General features: G+C 57.5%; 8 protein-coding genes, 2 tRNA genes and 3 rRNA genes. 10 read left to right on the top strand and 3 right to left on the bottom strand.

All coding sequences use genetic code 11. The features are described 5' to 3' along the window. The first annotated feature begins 10 nt into the window (after positions 1-10). The 10 genes from msrP to J3P97_RS22665 all read left to right on the top strand — a co-directional run bounded on the left by msrP (position 11) and on the right by J3P97_RS22665 (position 11,103). Positions 11-1,024, top strand: a complete 1,014-nt coding sequence (gene msrP / locus J3P97_RS22710) for a protein-methionine-sulfoxide reductase catalytic subunit MsrP (protein WP_434672812.1) — start codon at positions 11-13, stop codon at positions 1,022-1,024. Then, positions 1,024-1,644 carry a protein-methionine-sulfoxide reductase heme-binding subunit MsrQ gene (gene msrQ / locus J3P97_RS22705; protein ID WP_434672811.1) on the top strand — a complete coding sequence of 207 codons (621 nt, stop codon included), beginning with the start codon at positions 1,024-1,026 and terminating at the stop codon, positions 1,642-1,644. Before msrP ends, msrQ begins: the two co-directional genes overlap by 1 nt. 553 nt (positions 1,645-2,197) lie before the next feature. Beyond that, a 16S ribosomal RNA gene (locus J3P97_RS22700) occupies positions 2,198-3,736 on the top strand. Positions 3,737-3,801: 65 nt separating this feature from the next. After that, positions 3,802-3,878: transfer RNA gene (locus tag J3P97_RS22695), tRNA-Ile, on the top strand. A 27-nt stretch (positions 3,879-3,905) separates the two neighbouring features. After that, a tRNA-Ala gene (locus tag J3P97_RS22690) sits at positions 3,906-3,981 on the top strand. Positions 3,982-4,232: 251 nt separating this feature from the next. Next, positions 4,233-7,124: ribosomal RNA gene (locus tag J3P97_RS22685) — 23S ribosomal RNA — on the top strand. 149 nt (positions 7,125-7,273) lie between these two features. Next, a 5S ribosomal RNA gene (gene rrf, locus J3P97_RS22680) occupies positions 7,274-7,389 on the top strand. Together the 16S, 23S and 5S rRNA genes with 2 tRNA genes alongside form the textbook arrangement of a ribosomal RNA operon. A gap of 148 nt (positions 7,390-7,537) precedes the next feature. Next, positions 7,538-8,197 (top strand): paraquat-inducible protein A, encoded by a 660-nt coding sequence (locus J3P97_RS22675; RefSeq protein WP_434571812.1) that lies wholly within the window; start codon positions 7,538-7,540, stop codon positions 8,195-8,197. Next, on the top strand, positions 8,184-8,807 hold the full coding sequence (locus tag J3P97_RS22670) for a paraquat-inducible protein A (protein ID WP_434672810.1): 624 nt from the start codon (positions 8,184-8,186) through the stop codon (positions 8,805-8,807). The genes J3P97_RS22675 and J3P97_RS22670 overlap by 14 nt, the downstream gene beginning before the upstream one ends. Beyond that, a complete protein-coding gene (locus J3P97_RS22665) occupies positions 8,800-11,103 on the top strand; it encodes an MlaD family protein (protein ID WP_434655668.1) in 2,304 nt (767 codons plus the stop codon). The genes J3P97_RS22670 and J3P97_RS22665 overlap by 8 nt, the downstream gene beginning before the upstream one ends. Before the next feature lie 195 nt (positions 11,104-11,298). Here the strand turns inward: J3P97_RS22665 and mksF are convergent, their stop codons facing one another. The 3 genes from mksF to mksB are packed head-to-tail and all read right to left on the bottom strand — an operon-like array spanning position 11,299 to position 16,104. Continuing rightward, entirely contained in the window at positions 11,299-14,139 is a 2,841-nt protein-coding gene (gene mksF, locus J3P97_RS22660) for an Mks condensin complex protein MksF (protein ID WP_434672809.1), read from the bottom strand. Beyond that, the gene (gene mksE / locus J3P97_RS22655; RefSeq protein WP_434558641.1) at positions 14,136-14,837 is read right to left on the bottom strand and encodes an Mks condensin complex protein MksE; all 702 of its coding nucleotides are present in this window, start codon (positions 14,835-14,837) and stop codon (positions 14,136-14,138) included. Before mksE ends, mksF begins: the two co-directional genes overlap by 4 nt. Beyond that, positions 14,827-16,104, bottom strand: a complete 1,278-nt coding sequence (gene mksB / locus J3P97_RS22650; protein WP_434672808.1) for an Mks condensin complex protein MksB — start codon at positions 16,102-16,104, stop codon at positions 14,827-14,829. Before mksB ends, mksE begins: the two co-directional genes overlap by 11 nt. Positions 16,105-16,118: the final 14 nt, after the last annotated feature.

Here is a 16,118-nt window from a genome sequence, read left to right as displayed (position 1 = left end):
CGGAGTCGTCATGCTGATCAAGATCCCCAAATCGTCCGACAGTCGTGAATCGGACGTCACGCCTGAATCCTTCTATCTATCCCGTCGCAAGTTGCTAGGGGCATCCGTGGCTGGCCTCGCCGTGGGTAGCTTGCCGCGATGGGCCGGCGCCGCGGATGTAGCGCGTTATCCCAATGTCGAGCCAGGCAAGGCGCCGGCCTGGTTGGCTGAGAAGGTTGCAGCTACCCAATGGGGCGCGGTGACGGCTGGAAATGAGTCGATCACCCCATTCAAGGACGCCACCCACTACAACAACTTCTATGAGTTCGGAACCGATAAGGGTGATCCAGCGGCCAATGCAGGGTCGTTGAAAACCGAGCCCTGGAGCGTAGTCGTGGAGGGTGAGGTGGGTAAGCCGGGCCGCTATGGTCTGGAAGACTTCATGAAGCCTTATCAGCTGGAGGAGCGGATTTATCGATTGCGCTGTGTCGAGGCCTGGTCGATGGTCATTCCGTGGATCGGCTTTCCCATCTCCGCACTACTCAAGCAGGTCGAGCCGACCTCCAAGGCCAAGTACATTCGTTTCGAGACGCTGCAGGATCCCAAGGCCATGCCGGGCCAGCGTTCAGGCTTTGCCCTGATTGACTGGCCGTATGTAGAAGGTTTGCGGTTGGATGAGGCGATGAACCCGCTGGCAATCCTCGCGGTTGGGATGTACGGGCGGGAGTTGCCGAACCAGAACGGTGCGCCGTTGCGGTTGGTGGTGCCATGGAAGTATGGCTTCAAGAGCGTGAAATCCATCGTGCGGATCAGTCTGGTCAGCGAGCAGCCCAAGACAACCTGGCAAAGCATTGCGGCTGATGAGTACGGCTTTTATGCCAACGTCAATCCCACCGTTGACCATCCGCGCTGGACCCAGGCGCGGGAGCGTCGTTTGCCGAGCGGGCTGCTCAGCCCCAACGTTCGCGATACGTTGATGTTCAACGGCTATCAGGATGAAGTGGCTTCTTTATATACAGGAATGGACCTGAGGAAGGATTATTGATGCGTTTGCTGGCGTGGCGGATCGGCGTATTCATCGCGGCGGCGATCTGGCCAATGCTTTGGCTTTATGAGGCATTGGCGAATTTCCTGGGGCCGGACCCGGGCAAGGTGCTGGTGGATCGGTTGGGGTTGGGGACGCTGATCCTGTTGCTGGTTACCTTGTGCATGACGCCGCTGCAGAAACTGACGGGGTGGGCGGGGTGGATAGCCGTCCGGCGTCAGTTGGGTTTGTGGTGCTTTACTTATGTCGTACTGCATTTGAGCGGGTATCTGGCGTTCATCCTGGGGTTCGATTGGTCACAGCTGGGTGTGGAGCTGGGCAAGCGGCCTTACATCATCGTCGGAGCGCTCGGTTTTCTTGGCTTGCTGGCGCTGGCAGTGACGTCCAACCGCTACAGCCAGCGGCGACTGGGCGGGCGCTGGAAGAAACTGCATCGCCTGGCCTATCCGATATTGGGGCTTGGGTTGCTGCATATGTTGTGGATCGTGCGGGCCGATCTGAAGGAGTGGGCGATATATGCCTTTATAGGTGCGGTACTGTTGGTGCTCAGGGTGCCTGCGGTGATGCGGCGTATCCCGCGTCTGATGGGGCGAAAGGAGTCTTCTGCAACAAAAACGTAATTAATGGTTGACGACAAATTCTGGATGTCTATAATTCGCCCCACTTCCGGCGCAGTCGAAACGGAAAACTCCTTGAGTTTCAACGAGTTAAGTAGGTTTCGAAAGTGTGCGGCTTCAGATCATCGAAGCACGGAAGGAGTGGGCAGGCCGGTTTGATGGGCGCTGTCGACGGTTCGATCCTCTCGGTCGAAAGCGGTAAAAAAAGAGGTGTTGACAGCAGCGACTAACGCTGTAGAATTCGCCTCCCGCTAACGAGAGATCGGAAGCGCAAGTGGTTGAAGTTGTTAAGGATTTCCAAGCGAAACTTTGAAAACTTCTTAAAATAACCGCTTGACAGATACACGGGGCGCTGTAGAATGCGCGCCTCGGTTGAGACGAAAGGCTCAACCCACCGCTCTTTAACAACTGAATCAAGCAATTCGTGTGGGTGCTTGTGGAGTCAGACTGCTAGTCAACAGATTATCAGCATCACAAGTTACTCCGCGAGAAATCAAAGATGTAACCAACGATTGCTGAGCCAAGTTTAGGGTTTTCTCAAAACCCAAAGATGTTTGAACTGAAGAGTTTGATCATGGCTCAGATTGAACGCTGGCGGCAGGCCTAACACATGCAAGTCGAGCGGCAGCACGGGTACTTGTACCTGGTGGCGAGCGGCGGACGGGTGAGTAATGCCTAGGAATCTGCCTGGTAGTGGGGGATAACGCTCGGAAACGGACGCTAATACCGCATACGTCCTACGGGAGAAAGCAGGGGACCTTCGGGCCTTGCGCTATCAGATGAGCCTAGGTCGGATTAGCTAGTTGGTGAGGTAATGGCTCACCAAGGCGACGATCCGTAACTGGTCTGAGAGGATGATCAGTCACACTGGAACTGAGACACGGTCCAGACTCCTACGGGAGGCAGCAGTGGGGAATATTGGACAATGGGCGAAAGCCTGATCCAGCCATGCCGCGTGTGTGAAGAAGGTCTTCGGATTGTAAAGCACTTTAAGTTGGGAGGAAGGGCAGTTACCTAATACGTAATTGTTTTGACGTTACCGACAGAATAAGCACCGGCTAACTCTGTGCCAGCAGCCGCGGTAATACAGAGGGTGCAAGCGTTAATCGGAATTACTGGGCGTAAAGCGCGCGTAGGTGGTTCGTTAAGTTGGATGTGAAATCCCCGGGCTCAACCTGGGAACTGCATTCAAAACTGTCGAGCTAGAGTATGGTAGAGGGTGGTGGAATTTCCTGTGTAGCGGTGAAATGCGTAGATATAGGAAGGAACACCAGTGGCGAAGGCGACCACCTGGACTGATACTGACACTGAGGTGCGAAAGCGTGGGGAGCAAACAGGATTAGATACCCTGGTAGTCCACGCCGTAAACGATGTCAACTAGCCGTTGGGAGCCTTGAGCTCTTAGTGGCGCAGCTAACGCATTAAGTTGACCGCCTGGGGAGTACGGCCGCAAGGTTAAAACTCAAATGAATTGACGGGGGCCCGCACAAGCGGTGGAGCATGTGGTTTAATTCGAAGCAACGCGAAGAACCTTACCAGGCCTTGACATCCAATGAACTTTCCAGAGATGGATTGGTGCCTTCGGGAACATTGAGACAGGTGCTGCATGGCTGTCGTCAGCTCGTGTCGTGAGATGTTGGGTTAAGTCCCGTAACGAGCGCAACCCTTGTCCTTAGTTACCAGCACGTTATGGTGGGCACTCTAAGGAGACTGCCGGTGACAAACCGGAGGAAGGTGGGGATGACGTCAAGTCATCATGGCCCTTACGGCCTGGGCTACACACGTGCTACAATGGTCGGTACAGAGGGTTGCCAAGCCGCGAGGTGGAGCTAATCCCACAAAACCGATCGTAGTCCGGATCGCAGTCTGCAACTCGACTGCGTGAAGTCGGAATCGCTAGTAATCGCGAATCAGAATGTCGCGGTGAATACGTTCCCGGGCCTTGTACACACCGCCCGTCACACCATGGGAGTGGGTTGCACCAGAAGTAGCTAGTCTAACCTTCGGGAGGACGGTTACCACGGTGTGATTCATGACTGGGGTGAAGTCGTAACAAGGTAGCCGTAGGGGAACCTGCGGCTGGATCACCTCCTTAATCGACGACCGCAGCGGCTTCATGAGCTCCCACACGAATTGCTTGATTCATTGAAGAAGACGATTGGGTCTGTAGCTCAGTTGGTTAGAGCGCACCCCTGATAAGGGTGAGGTCGGCAGTTCGAATCTGCCCAGACCCACCAATTTCATGGTGTCCCCTGTAGCGATACGGGGCCATAGCTCAGCTGGGAGAGCGCCTGCCTTGCACGCAGGAGGTCAGCGGTTCGATCCCGCTTGGCTCCACCATTACAGATTGGTACCAACGTTTAAAGCTTAGAAATGAGCATTCCACCGTACGGTGCCTGAATGTTGATTTCTAGTCTTTTGATTAGATCGTTCTTTAAAAATTTGGGTATGTGATAGAAAGATAGACTGAACGTTACTTTCACTGGTAACGGCTCAGGCTAAGGTAAAATTTGTGAGTTCTCTTAGTTGAGAAATTCGAATTTTCGGCGAATGTCGTCTTCACAGTATAACCAGATTGCTTGGGGTTATATGGTCAAGTGAAGAAGCGCATACGGTGGATGCCTTGGCAGTCAGAGGCGATGAAAGACGTGGTAGCCTGCGAAAAGCTTCGGGGAGTCGGCAAACAGACTTTGATCCGGAGATGTCTGAATGGGGGAACCCAGCCATCATAAGATGGTTATCTTGTACTGAATACATAGGTGCAAGAGGCGAACCAGGGGAACTGAAACATCTAAGTACCCTGAGGAAAAGAAATCAACCGAGATTCCCTTAGTAGTGGCGAGCGAACGGGGACTAGCCCTTAAGCTTCTTTGATTTTAGCGGAACGCTCTGGAAAGTGCGGCCATAGTGGGTGATAGCCCTGTACGCGAAAGGATCTTAGAAGTGAAATCGAGTAGGACGGAGCACGAGAAACTTTGTCTGAATATGGGGGGACCATCCTCCAAGGCTAAATACTACTGACTGACCGATAGTGAACTAGTACCGTGAGGGAAAGGCGAAAAGAACCCCGGAGAGGGGAGTGAAATAGATCCTGAAACCGTATGCGTACAAGCAGTGGGAGCCCACTTTGTTGGGTGACTGCGTACCTTTTGTATAATGGGTCAGCGACTTATTTTCAGTGGCGAGCTTAACCGAATAGGGGAGGCGTAGCGAAAGCGAGTCTTAATAGGGCGTCTAGTCGCTGGGAATAGACCCGAAACCGGGCGATCTATCCATGGGCAGGTTGAAGGTTAGGTAACACTGACTGGAGGACCGAACCGACTACCGTTGAAAAGTTAGCGGATGACCTGTGGATCGGAGTGAAAGGCTAATCAAGCTCGGAGATAGCTGGTTCTCCTCGAAAGCTATTTAGGTAGCGCCTCATGTATCACTGTAGGGGGTAGAGCACTGTTTCGGCTAGGGGGTCATCCCGACTTACCAAACCGATGCAAACTCCGAATACCTACAAGTGCCGAGCATGGGAGACACACGGCGGGTGCTAACGTCCGTCGTGAAAAGGGAAACAACCCAGACCGTCAGCTAAGGTCCCAAAGTTATGGTTAAGTGGGAAACGATGTGGGAAGGCTTAGACAGCTAGGAGGTTGGCTTAGAAGCAGCCACCCTTTAAAGAAAGCGTAATAGCTCACTAGTCGAGTCGGCCTGCGCGGAAGATGTAACGGGGCTCAAACCATACACCGAAGCTACGGGTATCACGCAAGTGATGCGGTAGAGGAGCGTTCTGTAAGCCTGTGAAGGTGAGTTGAGAAGCTTGCTGGAGGTATCAGAAGTGCGAATGCTGACATGAGTAACGACAATGGGTGTGAAAAACACCCACGCCGAAAGACCAAGGTTTCCTGCGCAACGTTAATCGACGCAGGGTTAGTCGGTCCCTAAGGCGAGGCTGAAAAGCGTAGTCGATGGAAAACAGGTTAATATTCCTGTACTTCTGGTTATTGCGATGGAGGGACGGAGAAGGCTAGGCCAGCTTGGCGTTGGTTGTCCAAGTTTAAGGTGGTAGGCTGAGATCTTAGGTAAATCCGGGATCTTAAGGCCGAGAGCTGATGACGAGTTACCCTTTGGGTGACGAAGTGGTTGATGCCATGCTTCCAAGAAAAGCTTCTAAGCTTCAGGTAACCAGGAACCGTACCCCAAACCGACACAGGTGGTTGGGTAGAGAATACCAAGGCGCTTGAGAGAACTCGGGTGAAGGAACTAGGCAAAATGGCACCGTAACTTCGGGAGAAGGTGCGCCGGTGAGGGTGAAGCACTTGCTGCGTAAGCCCACGCCGGTCGAAGATACCAGGCCGCTGCGACTGTTTATTAAAAACACAGCACTCTGCAAACACGAAAGTGGACGTATAGGGTGTGACGCCTGCCCGGTGCCGGAAGGTTAATTGATGGGGTTAGCTAACGCGAAGCTCTTGATCGAAGCCCCGGTAAACGGCGGCCGTAACTATAACGGTCCTAAGGTAGCGAAATTCCTTGTCGGGTAAGTTCCGACCTGCACGAATGGCGTAACGATGGCGGCGCTGTCTCCACCCGAGACTCAGTGAAATTGAAATCGCTGTGAAGATGCAGTGTATCCGCGGCTAGACGGAAAGACCCCGTGAACCTTTACTATAGCTTTGCACTGGACTTTGAATTTGCTTGTGTAGGATAGGTGGGAGGCTTTGAAGCGTGGACGCCAGTCTGCGTGGAGCCATCCTTGAAATACCACCCTGGCAACTTTGAGGTTCTAACTCAGGTCCGTTATCCGGATCGAGGACAGTGTATGGTGGGTAGTTTGACTGGGGCGGTCTCCTCCTAAAGAGTAACGGAGGAGTACGAAGGTGCGCTCAGACCGGTCGGAAATCGGTCGTAGAGTATAAAGGCAAAAGCGCGCTTGACTGCGAGACAGACACGTCGAGCAGGTACGAAAGTAGGTCTTAGTGATCCGGTGGTTCTGTATGGAAGGGCCATCGCTCAACGGATAAAAGGTACTCCGGGGATAACAGGCTGATACCGCCCAAGAGTTCATATCGACGGCGGTGTTTGGCACCTCGATGTCGGCTCATCACATCCTGGGGCTGAAGCCGGTCCCAAGGGTATGGCTGTTCGCCATTTAAAGTGGTACGCGAGCTGGGTTTAGAACGTCGTGAGACAGTTCGGTCCCTATCTGCCGTGGACGTTTGAGATTTGAGAGGGGCTGCTCCTAGTACGAGAGGACCGGAGTGGACGAACCTCTGGTGTTCCGGTTGTCACGCCAGTGGCATTGCCGGGTAGCTATGTTCGGAAAAGATAACCGCTGAAAGCATCTAAGCGGGAAACTTGCCTCAAGATGAGATCTCACTGGGACCTTGAGTCCCCTGAAGGGCCGTCGAAGACTACGACGTTGATAGGCAGGGTGTGTAAGCGCTGTGAGGCGTTGAGCTAACCTGTACTAATTGCCCGTGAGGCTTGACCATATAACACCCAAGCAATCTGTAGACTCGAAAGAGGCCAGATTGCGGTGTGTGAAGACGCAATGAACCGAAAGTTCGAGTCAAAACCCACAAACTATCGCATACCCATTCGCTGGAACGTGACCGTAAGGCACGCACTGGCTACCGAATTTCTTGACGACCATAGAGCATTGGAACCACCTGATCCCATCCCGAACTCAGAAGTGAAACGATGCATCGCCGATGGTAGTGTGGGGTTTCCCCATGTGAGAGTAGGTCATCGTCAAGATTAAATTCCGAAACCCCTATCTGCTGACGCAGGTAGGGGTTTTGTTTTTATCTGTAATAAAATCGGCCGAAGCTCGTGGTAAATTTGCGCAGTTATTTTCGAGCTGGAGCACTAGAATAGCCCCACCTTAGTTGAGCCAGAGCGCTATATGCCCGATCCGTCAGACATCGATAGGTTGTCAGATCTACCCTTGGACGGTCTGGTGGCGTGTCATGAATGCGACTTGTTGATGCGCAAGCCACAGCTGGCCCACGGCGAAAAAGCCGAATGCCCCCGCTGTGGATACGAACTTTATGCACACCGACATAACGTGGTCGAACGTAGCCTCGCCCTGGTAGTTGCCGCTTTGCTGTTGTTTGTGCCGGCGAACTTTTTACCCATCATGCAACTCAATCTGCTCGGACAGTCGTCCCAGGACACTGTCTGGAGTGGCGTGGTCGGGCTGTTCAATACCGGTATGCACGGTGTATCGGTGGTGGTGTTCCTGTGCAGCATGGGGATTCCGCTGCTCAAGTTGCTCTGTCAGCTGATTGTGCTGCTGACCATTCGCTGGAACGTCGGGCGAAGTTACGGCTTGTTGTTGTACCGCACTTACCATCACTTAAGGGATTGGGGGATGCTCGAGGTCTATTTTATGGGCGTGCTGGTTGCCATCGTCAAACTTGCCGACATGGCGGCTATTACCGTGGGCCTGGGCCTGGTGTGTTTTGTCAGTTTGTTGCTGGTTCAGGTCTGGCTGGAAGTGGTGATGTCACCGCATCAGATCTGGCAGGCGCTGTCAGGAGAGGATTCTCATGCGGGCGATTGATGCGGGCATTCTGATCTGCGTCGAATGTCACGAGTTGAATCGACAGGATGCAGGCGCTGACAAACAGACCTGCTCCCGTTGTGGCGCACGCATCCATCCCCGTCGTCCGAACAGCCTCATGCGGACCTGGGCATTATTGATCACGGCCGCGATTCTCTATATTCCGGCCAATATGCTGCCGATCATGACCATCAATTCGCTGGGCCAGGGATCGCCCAGCACCATAATGGCCGGCGTCATCGAGCTGGTTCAGCACGGCATGATCCCCATTGCCGCGGTGGTGTTTGTTGCCAGTATCGTCGTGCCCACTTTCAAGCTGGTGGGGCTCGCCTTGTTGTTGTTTTCGGTGCAACGGCACCAGCCAATGTCCGCGCGTCAGCGCATCCTCATGTATCGCTTCATTGAGTTCATCGGCCGCTGGTCGATGCTGGACATTTTCGTAATCGCAATCCTGGTGGCGGTGGTCAATTTCGGGCGGCTTGCCAGTGTTGAAGCCGGTCTCGGTGCCATCGCCTTTGCCAGCGTAGTGATTTTGACAATGATTGCCGCAGTTACCTTCGATCCCCGACTGATTTGGGATAACACGGAGTCGGATGCCGACCATGACTGATTTGCCTACTGCTAAAACCCGACCGGCTTCGAACTGGTCGGCCATCTGGGTCTTGCCGCTGATTGCCTTGATCATCGGCGGTTGGCTCGGCTGGCGGGCTTATAACGAGACCGGTATCGAGATCAGCGTACGTTTTGAAAGCGGTGAGGGCATCCAGGTCAACAAGACCGAGATCGTCTACAAAGGCATGACGGTGGGCAAGGTAAAGGACCTTACGCTTGATGACGAGGGCAGCTCGAAAGGCGTTATCGCGACCGTCGAAATGAACAAGGACGTCGAGCAATACCTCAAGACCGGCACACGTTTCTGGCTGGTCAAGCCGAGTGTGAGCCTGGCCGGGATCACCGGCCTGGAGACGCTGGTATCAGGCAACTACGTGGCCATAAGCCCGGGAGAAGGCGAATCGACACGCAAGTTCAAGGCCTTGGCCGAAGAGCCGCCGCTATCGGACGCCAAACCAGGTTTGCACCTGACGATCAAGGCCGAGCGCCTGGGTTCGCTGGACCGTGGCAGCCCGGTTTTCTACAAACAGATTCAAGTTGGCCAGGTGAAAAGTTATTCCCTGTCCGAAGATCAGCGCACAGTCGAGGTCAAGGTCTTCATCGAGCCGACCTACGCCAGCCTGGTTCGCAAACACACACGATTCTGGAACGCCAGCGGCATCAGCATCGATGCCAACCTGTCGGGCGTTAAAGTACGCAGTGAATCACTGGCCAGTATCGTGGCCGGCGGTATCGCGTTCGCCACGCCGGAAAACCGCAAGGACAGCCCGCCCACGGACCCAAGCCTGCCGTTTCGTCTGTACGAAGACTTCGATGCGGCCGCCGCCGGGATCCGGGTAAAGGTCAAGCTCAGCGATTTCGAAGGGTTACAGGCGGGGCGCACGCCGGTCATGTACAAAGGCATCCAGGTCGGCAGCCTGAAGACGTTGAAGGTCGACCCCGACTTGTCCAGCGCCAGCGCCGAGCTGACCCTTGATCCTTTGGCCGAGGACTACTTGGTGACCGGCACTCAGTTCTGGGTCGTCAAGCCATCGATTTCCCTCGCGGGTATCACCGGCCTCGAAGCGCTGGTCAAGGGTAACTACATTGCCGTGCGCCCGGGCGACAAGGGCGCGGCGCCGCAGCGCGAATTCGAAGCCAGGGCGAAGGCTCCGCCATTGGACTTGCGTTCCCCTGGCCTGCACCTGGTGCTGCTGACTGAGAATCTGGGATCGCTGGAAGTCGGCAGTCCGATTCTCTACAAGCAGGTCAAGGTCGGCTCGGTGCAGAGCTACCAATTCTCCCGCAAGAAAAAACAATTAATCATCGGTGTGCACATCGAGAAGGAATACGAAGGGCTGGTGAACGGTTCGACGCGATTCTGGAACGCCAGCGGCGTCACCCTCACGGGCGGTCTGACTGGCGGGATACAGGTCAAGAGCGAGTCGCTGCAGAGCCTGATGGCCGGCGGGATCGCCTTCGAGACGCCGGAGCCGAATGTACCGTTGAAAAGACGCATCCCTCGGTTCCGCCTGCATGAAGACCGCGAAGCGGCACAGCAGAACGGCACGGTCGTGACGATCAAGGTCGATCGCGCCGACGGCTTGCGCAGCGGTACGCCGATCCGTTTCAAGGGGCTGGATGTGGGCAAGATCGAGAACGTCGATCTCAGCGCCGACATGCAGTCGGTGCTGGTCACCGCGCGTATCACCGAAGTGCCGGAGCGTATCGCCCGCGTCGGGACCCAGTTCTGGGTGGTCAAGCCAGAGCTGGGGTTGATGAAGACGTCGAACCTGGAAACCCTGGTGACCGGTCAATACATTGAAGTGCAGCCCGCTGTGAAAAGCCAGGGTCCACAGAAAAGCTTTGTTGCGTTGACCGAACCACCCGAAAGCGCGGTTCCGGAGGCTGGTTTGAGCCTGGTATTGAGTGCGGCGCGCCGTGGTTCGTTGAAGATTGGCGTGCCGGTGACCTATCGCGAGGTGACGGTGGGCAAAGTCACGGGATATGAATTGGGCCAGACGGCGGACCGAGTGCTGGTCCATATCCTGATCGAGCCCAAGTATGCGCCGTTGGTGCGCAGTGGCACTCGCTTCTGGAACAGCAGCGGTTTTGGCCTGGACTTCGGCTTGTTCAAGGGCGCGACGGTGCGGACCGAGTCGCTGGAGACGCTGATTCAGGGCGGTATCGCTTTTGCGACACCGGACGGCGAGCGGATGGGCAACCCGGCGCGACCGCAGCAGACGTTCCCGCTGTTCGACAAGTTTGAAGATGAGTGGCTGACCTGGGCGCCGAAGATCACGCTCGGCAAGTGAGCTTATAGGATGTGACACCTGTCGCAAGGGAGCTTGCTCCCGCTGGGTCGGTCCGACGCTTCGGGCGTAGCGGCCCCAAAGCCTGCGACCGCTGCGCAGTCGAGCGGGAGCAAGCTCCCTCGCCACGGAGTATGCGATAACAAAAAAGGCCGCGATCCAATGGATCGCGGCCTTTTTCATACCCGGCTATTCACCTCAGACCGGATCCAGCTCCGGCTCATCGGCCTGGACGTTCACCGTGGCTTTCACCGCATCGTGGCGACGGATGTACTTCCAGTCCGCCTCGTCGATGTAGATGCCGTTCGGGCCGCTGCCGCCTTCCAGGTCGATGGCGACACTGGCGCAGACCTGCGGCTTCACACTGGCTAGGATCGGCACGAAGCCCAGTTGCAAGCTGGTTTCCAGCAGCGCTGCCTGGTTCTTTTCGTCGATGTCCGCCGCTTCGTCCAGGTAGTACGGCAGGCGCACGCGGCCAGCCTGTTCGCGGTCCATCAGGTGCAGCAACAAGTACATGTTGGTCAGCGCCTTGATGGTCATGGTGGTGCCGTTGGACGCCGCGCCGTCGATGTCGGTGTGGATCACCGGCTGGCCGTTGACCTTGGTGATCTCGAACGCCAGTTCGAACAGGTCCTTGAGGCCGAGCTGGTTGTGGTTTGCAGCCACCAGCCGCGCCAGATATTCCTTGGCTTCTTCGTTCTTGTTGTCCTGCTCGGCGCTCTGGCTCAGGTCGAACACCGACAGCGTCTCGCCTTCTTCGTACTGGCCGGCGCTGTGGATGATCTGGTCGATGTGCTTGAGCGCTTCCTTGTTCGGCGCCAGGACGATGCGGAAGCTTTGCAGGTTGGACACCTGGCGCTTGTTGATCTCGCGGTTGAACAGCGCCAACTGGTGTTCGAGGCTGTCGTAGTCGCTGCGGATGTTACGCAAGGTCCGGGCGATGTCAGTGACGGCCGCACGGCGCGCCTTGCCCAGGGTCAGGGCTTCGTCGGTGCGGTGGGCATAGGCGTTGATCAGCAGTTGCAGACGGCGCTCCATGTCGTCTTCGCTGTCGAACTTGGCCACGCCCTTGAGGCGCACCTGGGCGTACAGCGCTTCGATCTGGCCATCGACCCGTAACAGGCCCTGCCAACTGTCCTGATAATCGTTGAGCAGCGGCAACAGGTTGTCCATGGAGTCGTCGACCGGGTCCATGAACGGCGTGCCGAATGGCAGGTCCGCCGGCAGCAACTGACGACGGCGCAGGGCATCGTCGAGGGTGCGTTGCTTGGCTTCCATGTCGGCGATCTGCCGGCCCACCAGTTGCAACTTGGCGGACAATTGCTGGACGCGCTCGGTGAAGGCATCGCTGGAGCGCTTGAGTTCGTCCTGGGCGGCTTCCATCTGCGCCAGTTGCTCGAGTTTCTCGCTTTCCTCGGCGCTCAAGGTCTGGGTGCGACGGAAATCCTCCAGGGCTTTCTGTGCATCCAGCACCTGCTGGTACAGCGCTTCGGTCTGGGTCTTGCTCGCGGCACGGTCGGCGGCCACGGCTTGTTGGGTCTTGAGCTGCTTGAGCTCTTTTTCCAGACGCTCTTTCTGATCGCGCAGCGCGGCGCGGTCGGCAAGCGCTTGCAGGGCCGGCGGTTCGATGTGGGACAGGTCGATGGACAGGCCCGGCACTTCGAAGCGCTCGCCCTTGAAGCCGTCGAGAATCAGCTCCATGGATTTGACCCACTCGCCATTCTCGTCCAGCGCGATCCCGTGTTCGCCCAGCGGCAGGCTGAACAAAGCGCTGTTGAGCAGGCGCATCAGGCGCTCGACGTCCTGCTGGGAGAACTCTTCGCGCAGGCGGGCGTAGCTGTTGTTGTCGGCGTGATCGAGTTGCTGCTTGACCGACTTGAGGCGTTTTTCCAGATCCCGCAGGCGCTCTTCCAGGTCTTCGGCGCTGAACTGCCGGGACTGAGCCAGAGCGCCGGCCAGTTCGTCGTGGGCGTCCTTGGCGGCGAGCAGTTGCTGCTCCAGGACCTTGACGTCGTCCACCAGGGCAAAGCGATGCTTGAGCACCGACAGTTCGCCGAGCCAGCGCTGGATGCCGCTGATTTCACGCTCCAGGCGCATCAGCTCCTGGGTGCCGCCGCGCTGGTCGTTCTGCAGCGAATCCTGCTCGTTGCGGTAGTGCTCGGCCTGGATGGTCAGCTCCTCCTTGCGCGCACTGGCATAGTCCGACCAGGTGCCCAGCAGCGAGTCGAGCAATGGCGACAGGCGATGCAGTTTGCCGCGCAGGATATCGCGCTGCTTCACGCCGTTGGCCAAGGCTTCCACCAACGGGCCCGCCGCCACAAGGGAGTTGTAGTCCTGTTCCATGCGTCGCACGTCGCGGAAGGCTTCTTCGCACGCGGCTATGTAGTCCACGCTGCCGGAGCGCAGGCTGTGCTCGAAGGCATCGAGGAACAGTTGCTTGAGCTTGGCGGCGGTGATTTCGCGCATGTGCAGCAGGTTGATGAACAACGCGCGGAAGGTCTTGAGGCTTTGCTCGCTGGTTGAGCGCAGCGGGATCAGCGTCAGGTCCAGGGGGATCGAGGTGTGTCCGCCGACCAGCAGGCGACGCAGTTCATCCGGCTTGAGTTCGTAGGCCTTCAGGCCTTCGCGCTCCAGGTTGGTGAACAGCTCTTTCTGGCGCAGGCAAGTGTCATCTTTCTGATAGTGGGCCAGGTCCAGTTTGCCGGCGTAGGCAAAGAACTGATGGCCGAAACCGCCGCCAGGGCCGCGACCGACCACGCCAATCACGTGCGGGCCGTGGGGCAGGGCAACTTCCACGAGGATGTAGCTGGTGTCCGAGGCGAAGTAGAAACGCCGGGATTGCTCCAGGCTGTACTTGCCGAAGCTCATGTCCGACATGCGCGCCAGGATCGGGAACTGCAAAGCGTTGATCGAGGCGGATTTACCGAGGTTGTTCGCGCCGTAAACTGATAACGGTTCTTCCAGCGGGAACAGGCCGAGGCTATAGCCGGCGGTGTTCAAAAGGGCAAAGCGGCGGATGCCGTAGCGTTCCTTGCTCATGCGTCGGTCTCCTGTTCTTCGGCAATGGCACGGGCCAGTGCGTCTTCTTCACTTTCACCGTCGAATTCACTGAGGTCCAGCGGGTCATCGGTCTGCAGCAGTTTTTCGTCGCTGTCTTCGTCGATCAGTACCGGAGCCGGCAACGGCAGCACGCTGTGCAGGCTGGCGGCCAGGTCGCGGTCCTGCTGGACCGACAGGCAGACGTCGAGAAAACGATGCATCGGCGGCAGGAAGCGATACACGCCGTTTTCTTCGCTGGCAAAACCCAGCTGGGTCATGCGGCGCATGATTTTTTCTTCCAGCTCTTCCTGGGTCTGTACTTCGGCCTGGATGAACAGGTCGCGGTATTTTTCCAGCAGCGACGGCAACTCATCGCGGCCGAGGCTGCCACCGTCGAGCACGGCGATTGGGTCGCGACCCTGATCGGCCAGGTGTTCGACGAGGATGAAGGTGAACAGGGCCAGGCGCTGGGCGGTCTTGTTCACCGCGGCGGCGGCCAGGTCGGGTACGAAGTAATAAAAGCCGCGGGTGTCGCACACCAGTTCGAAGCCCAAGGCCTTGAACAGCGTGCGGTACTGGTCCTGGAAGTTCGACAGTTGCGCGTACAGCTCCGGGTCGCGGCGGCTGACGTGGTAACCCTTGAACAGCTCGCGAAAGATCGGTGCCAGCTGGGACAGTTCGGATAGATCAAGATGCATGGGGGATGCTCGCAGAATCCTCGGCGGCGCTGCCGGCCGAGAGCAGGGCGAAGGAGCGCAGGCTGACCTGATGCTCATGGGTGTGGTAATCGCGGCGCTCCAGACGCTCGCGCTTGAAACGTTTTTCCCGCGACAGGCGCGAGAACCAGTACAGCAATTCGTCGGTGGCACCGTCCGGTTCTTGCTCCAGCAGCCAGCTCATCAGGTCCGGCATCGGCAGGGCGTCTTCGCAACGCTCGACCATCTCGCGCACGGTGCGCGGAGCCCGTGGTGCCTCGCCGCCCTTGTGGGTCTTGTGGGACTTGGGGAAGCGCGCCGGTTTCGGTTCGAAGCGGGCCAGGGCATAGACATAGGCTTCGACCTGGCTGGCGCTGCCCAGGAAGGTGCTTTGCGGTCGGGTGAACAGCGGCATGGCGGCTTGCGGCACGGCATCGATGCCCTTGCGGCGAATGGCCGCCAGGGCCAGCGCCGCGCCACGGGTCACGGCGTTGTGGCGGCGAGCCTCTTCACGCAGCGGCAGGAGCAGTTCCCGGGCGTGGCGCAGGGTCAGTTGGGCGCTGGTCTGCATTTCGAGGATGCGTGCATGGGTACGCAGCAGCATGTCGTCGTCGACGAGGTGGCCGAGGCGCTGTTGTTCGGTGAGCATGCGCAACAGCACGTTCTCGACCTTGCGCACGCCTTGCTCGAACGCGCCGTCGGCGTTCACCAACTGGATCATCGGCTCGACGTATTCGTCCCAGGTCGCCAGTACTTCGGCGTAGCGCTGGCGCAGCGGAATCTGTCGATCGCTGGTCTTGGCCCGTTCGGCCACGGCCACCAGTGCCTGCTCATCGTTGGCGAGCTTCTTCAGGACGTCGCGCACGCGCATGTCCAGCAAGCGCAACTGGCGGGCCAGGTCGTTGCCGTCGCGCACCTCGAAAGCGTCCTGGATGTAACCGGCCAGGCGCTCGAGGTGGCGCAGGTAGGCTTCGATTTCCAGGCACAGGCCCAGGCGGTGTTCGCGGCGAAGGTAGGCGAGGAAGTCGTGGATCTGGGCGTTGAGCTCGAAACGGTTGGGGCTTTTCGCCACCGGCACGAGGATGTCCAGGCGGATCCACACGTCCAGCAGGTGGGTAATGTCCTGGGGCGTGCTGTCCAGTTGTTGGGCGGCCAGTTGTGAACGCAGTTCGTTGAGGCTCAGGGTGCCCTGGTCGAAGTGCTCGCACAAAGGTTCCAGCAATGCCCAGTGTTCAGCAAGGGCGCGCAAGACGCGCTTGGGTTCGATCATCGCAATGGCCGTCG

Origin of the sequence: Pseudomonas sp. R1-15 (assembly GCF_051132085.1) — a bacterium.
In the GTDB taxonomy this organism is placed as follows: domain Bacteria; phylum Pseudomonadota; class Gammaproteobacteria; order Pseudomonadales; family Pseudomonadaceae; genus Aquipseudomonas.
The sequence above is the reverse complement of the archived record's forward strand: the minus strand, read 5'-3'. Positions and strand labels throughout refer to the sequence as shown.

Coding starts and splice junctions, on each gene's coding strand:
- msrP (WP_434672812.1), top strand. CDS start 11: ATGCTGATCAAGATCCCCAAATCGTCCGACAGTCGTGAATCGGACGTC.
- msrQ (WP_434672811.1), top strand. CDS start 1,024: ATGCGTTTGCTGGCGTGGCGGATCGGCGTATTCATCGCGGCGGCGATC.
- J3P97_RS22675 (WP_434571812.1), top strand. CDS start 7,538: ATGCCCGATCCGTCAGACATCGATAGGTTGTCAGATCTACCCTTGGAC.
- J3P97_RS22670 (WP_434672810.1), top strand. CDS start 8,184: ATGCGGGCGATTGATGCGGGCATTCTGATCTGCGTCGAATGTCACGAG.
- J3P97_RS22665 (WP_434655668.1), top strand. CDS start 8,800: ATGACTGATTTGCCTACTGCTAAAACCCGACCGGCTTCGAACTGGTCG.
- mksF (WP_434672809.1), bottom strand. CDS start 14,139: ATGAGCAAGGAACGCTACGGCATCCGCCGCTTTGCCCTTTTGAACACC.
- mksE (WP_434558641.1), bottom strand. CDS start 14,837: ATGCATCTTGATCTATCCGAACTGTCCCAGCTGGCACCGATCTTTCGC.
- mksB (WP_434672808.1), bottom strand. CDS start 16,104: ATGATCGAACCCAAGCGCGTCTTGCGCGCCCTTGCTGAACACTGGGCA.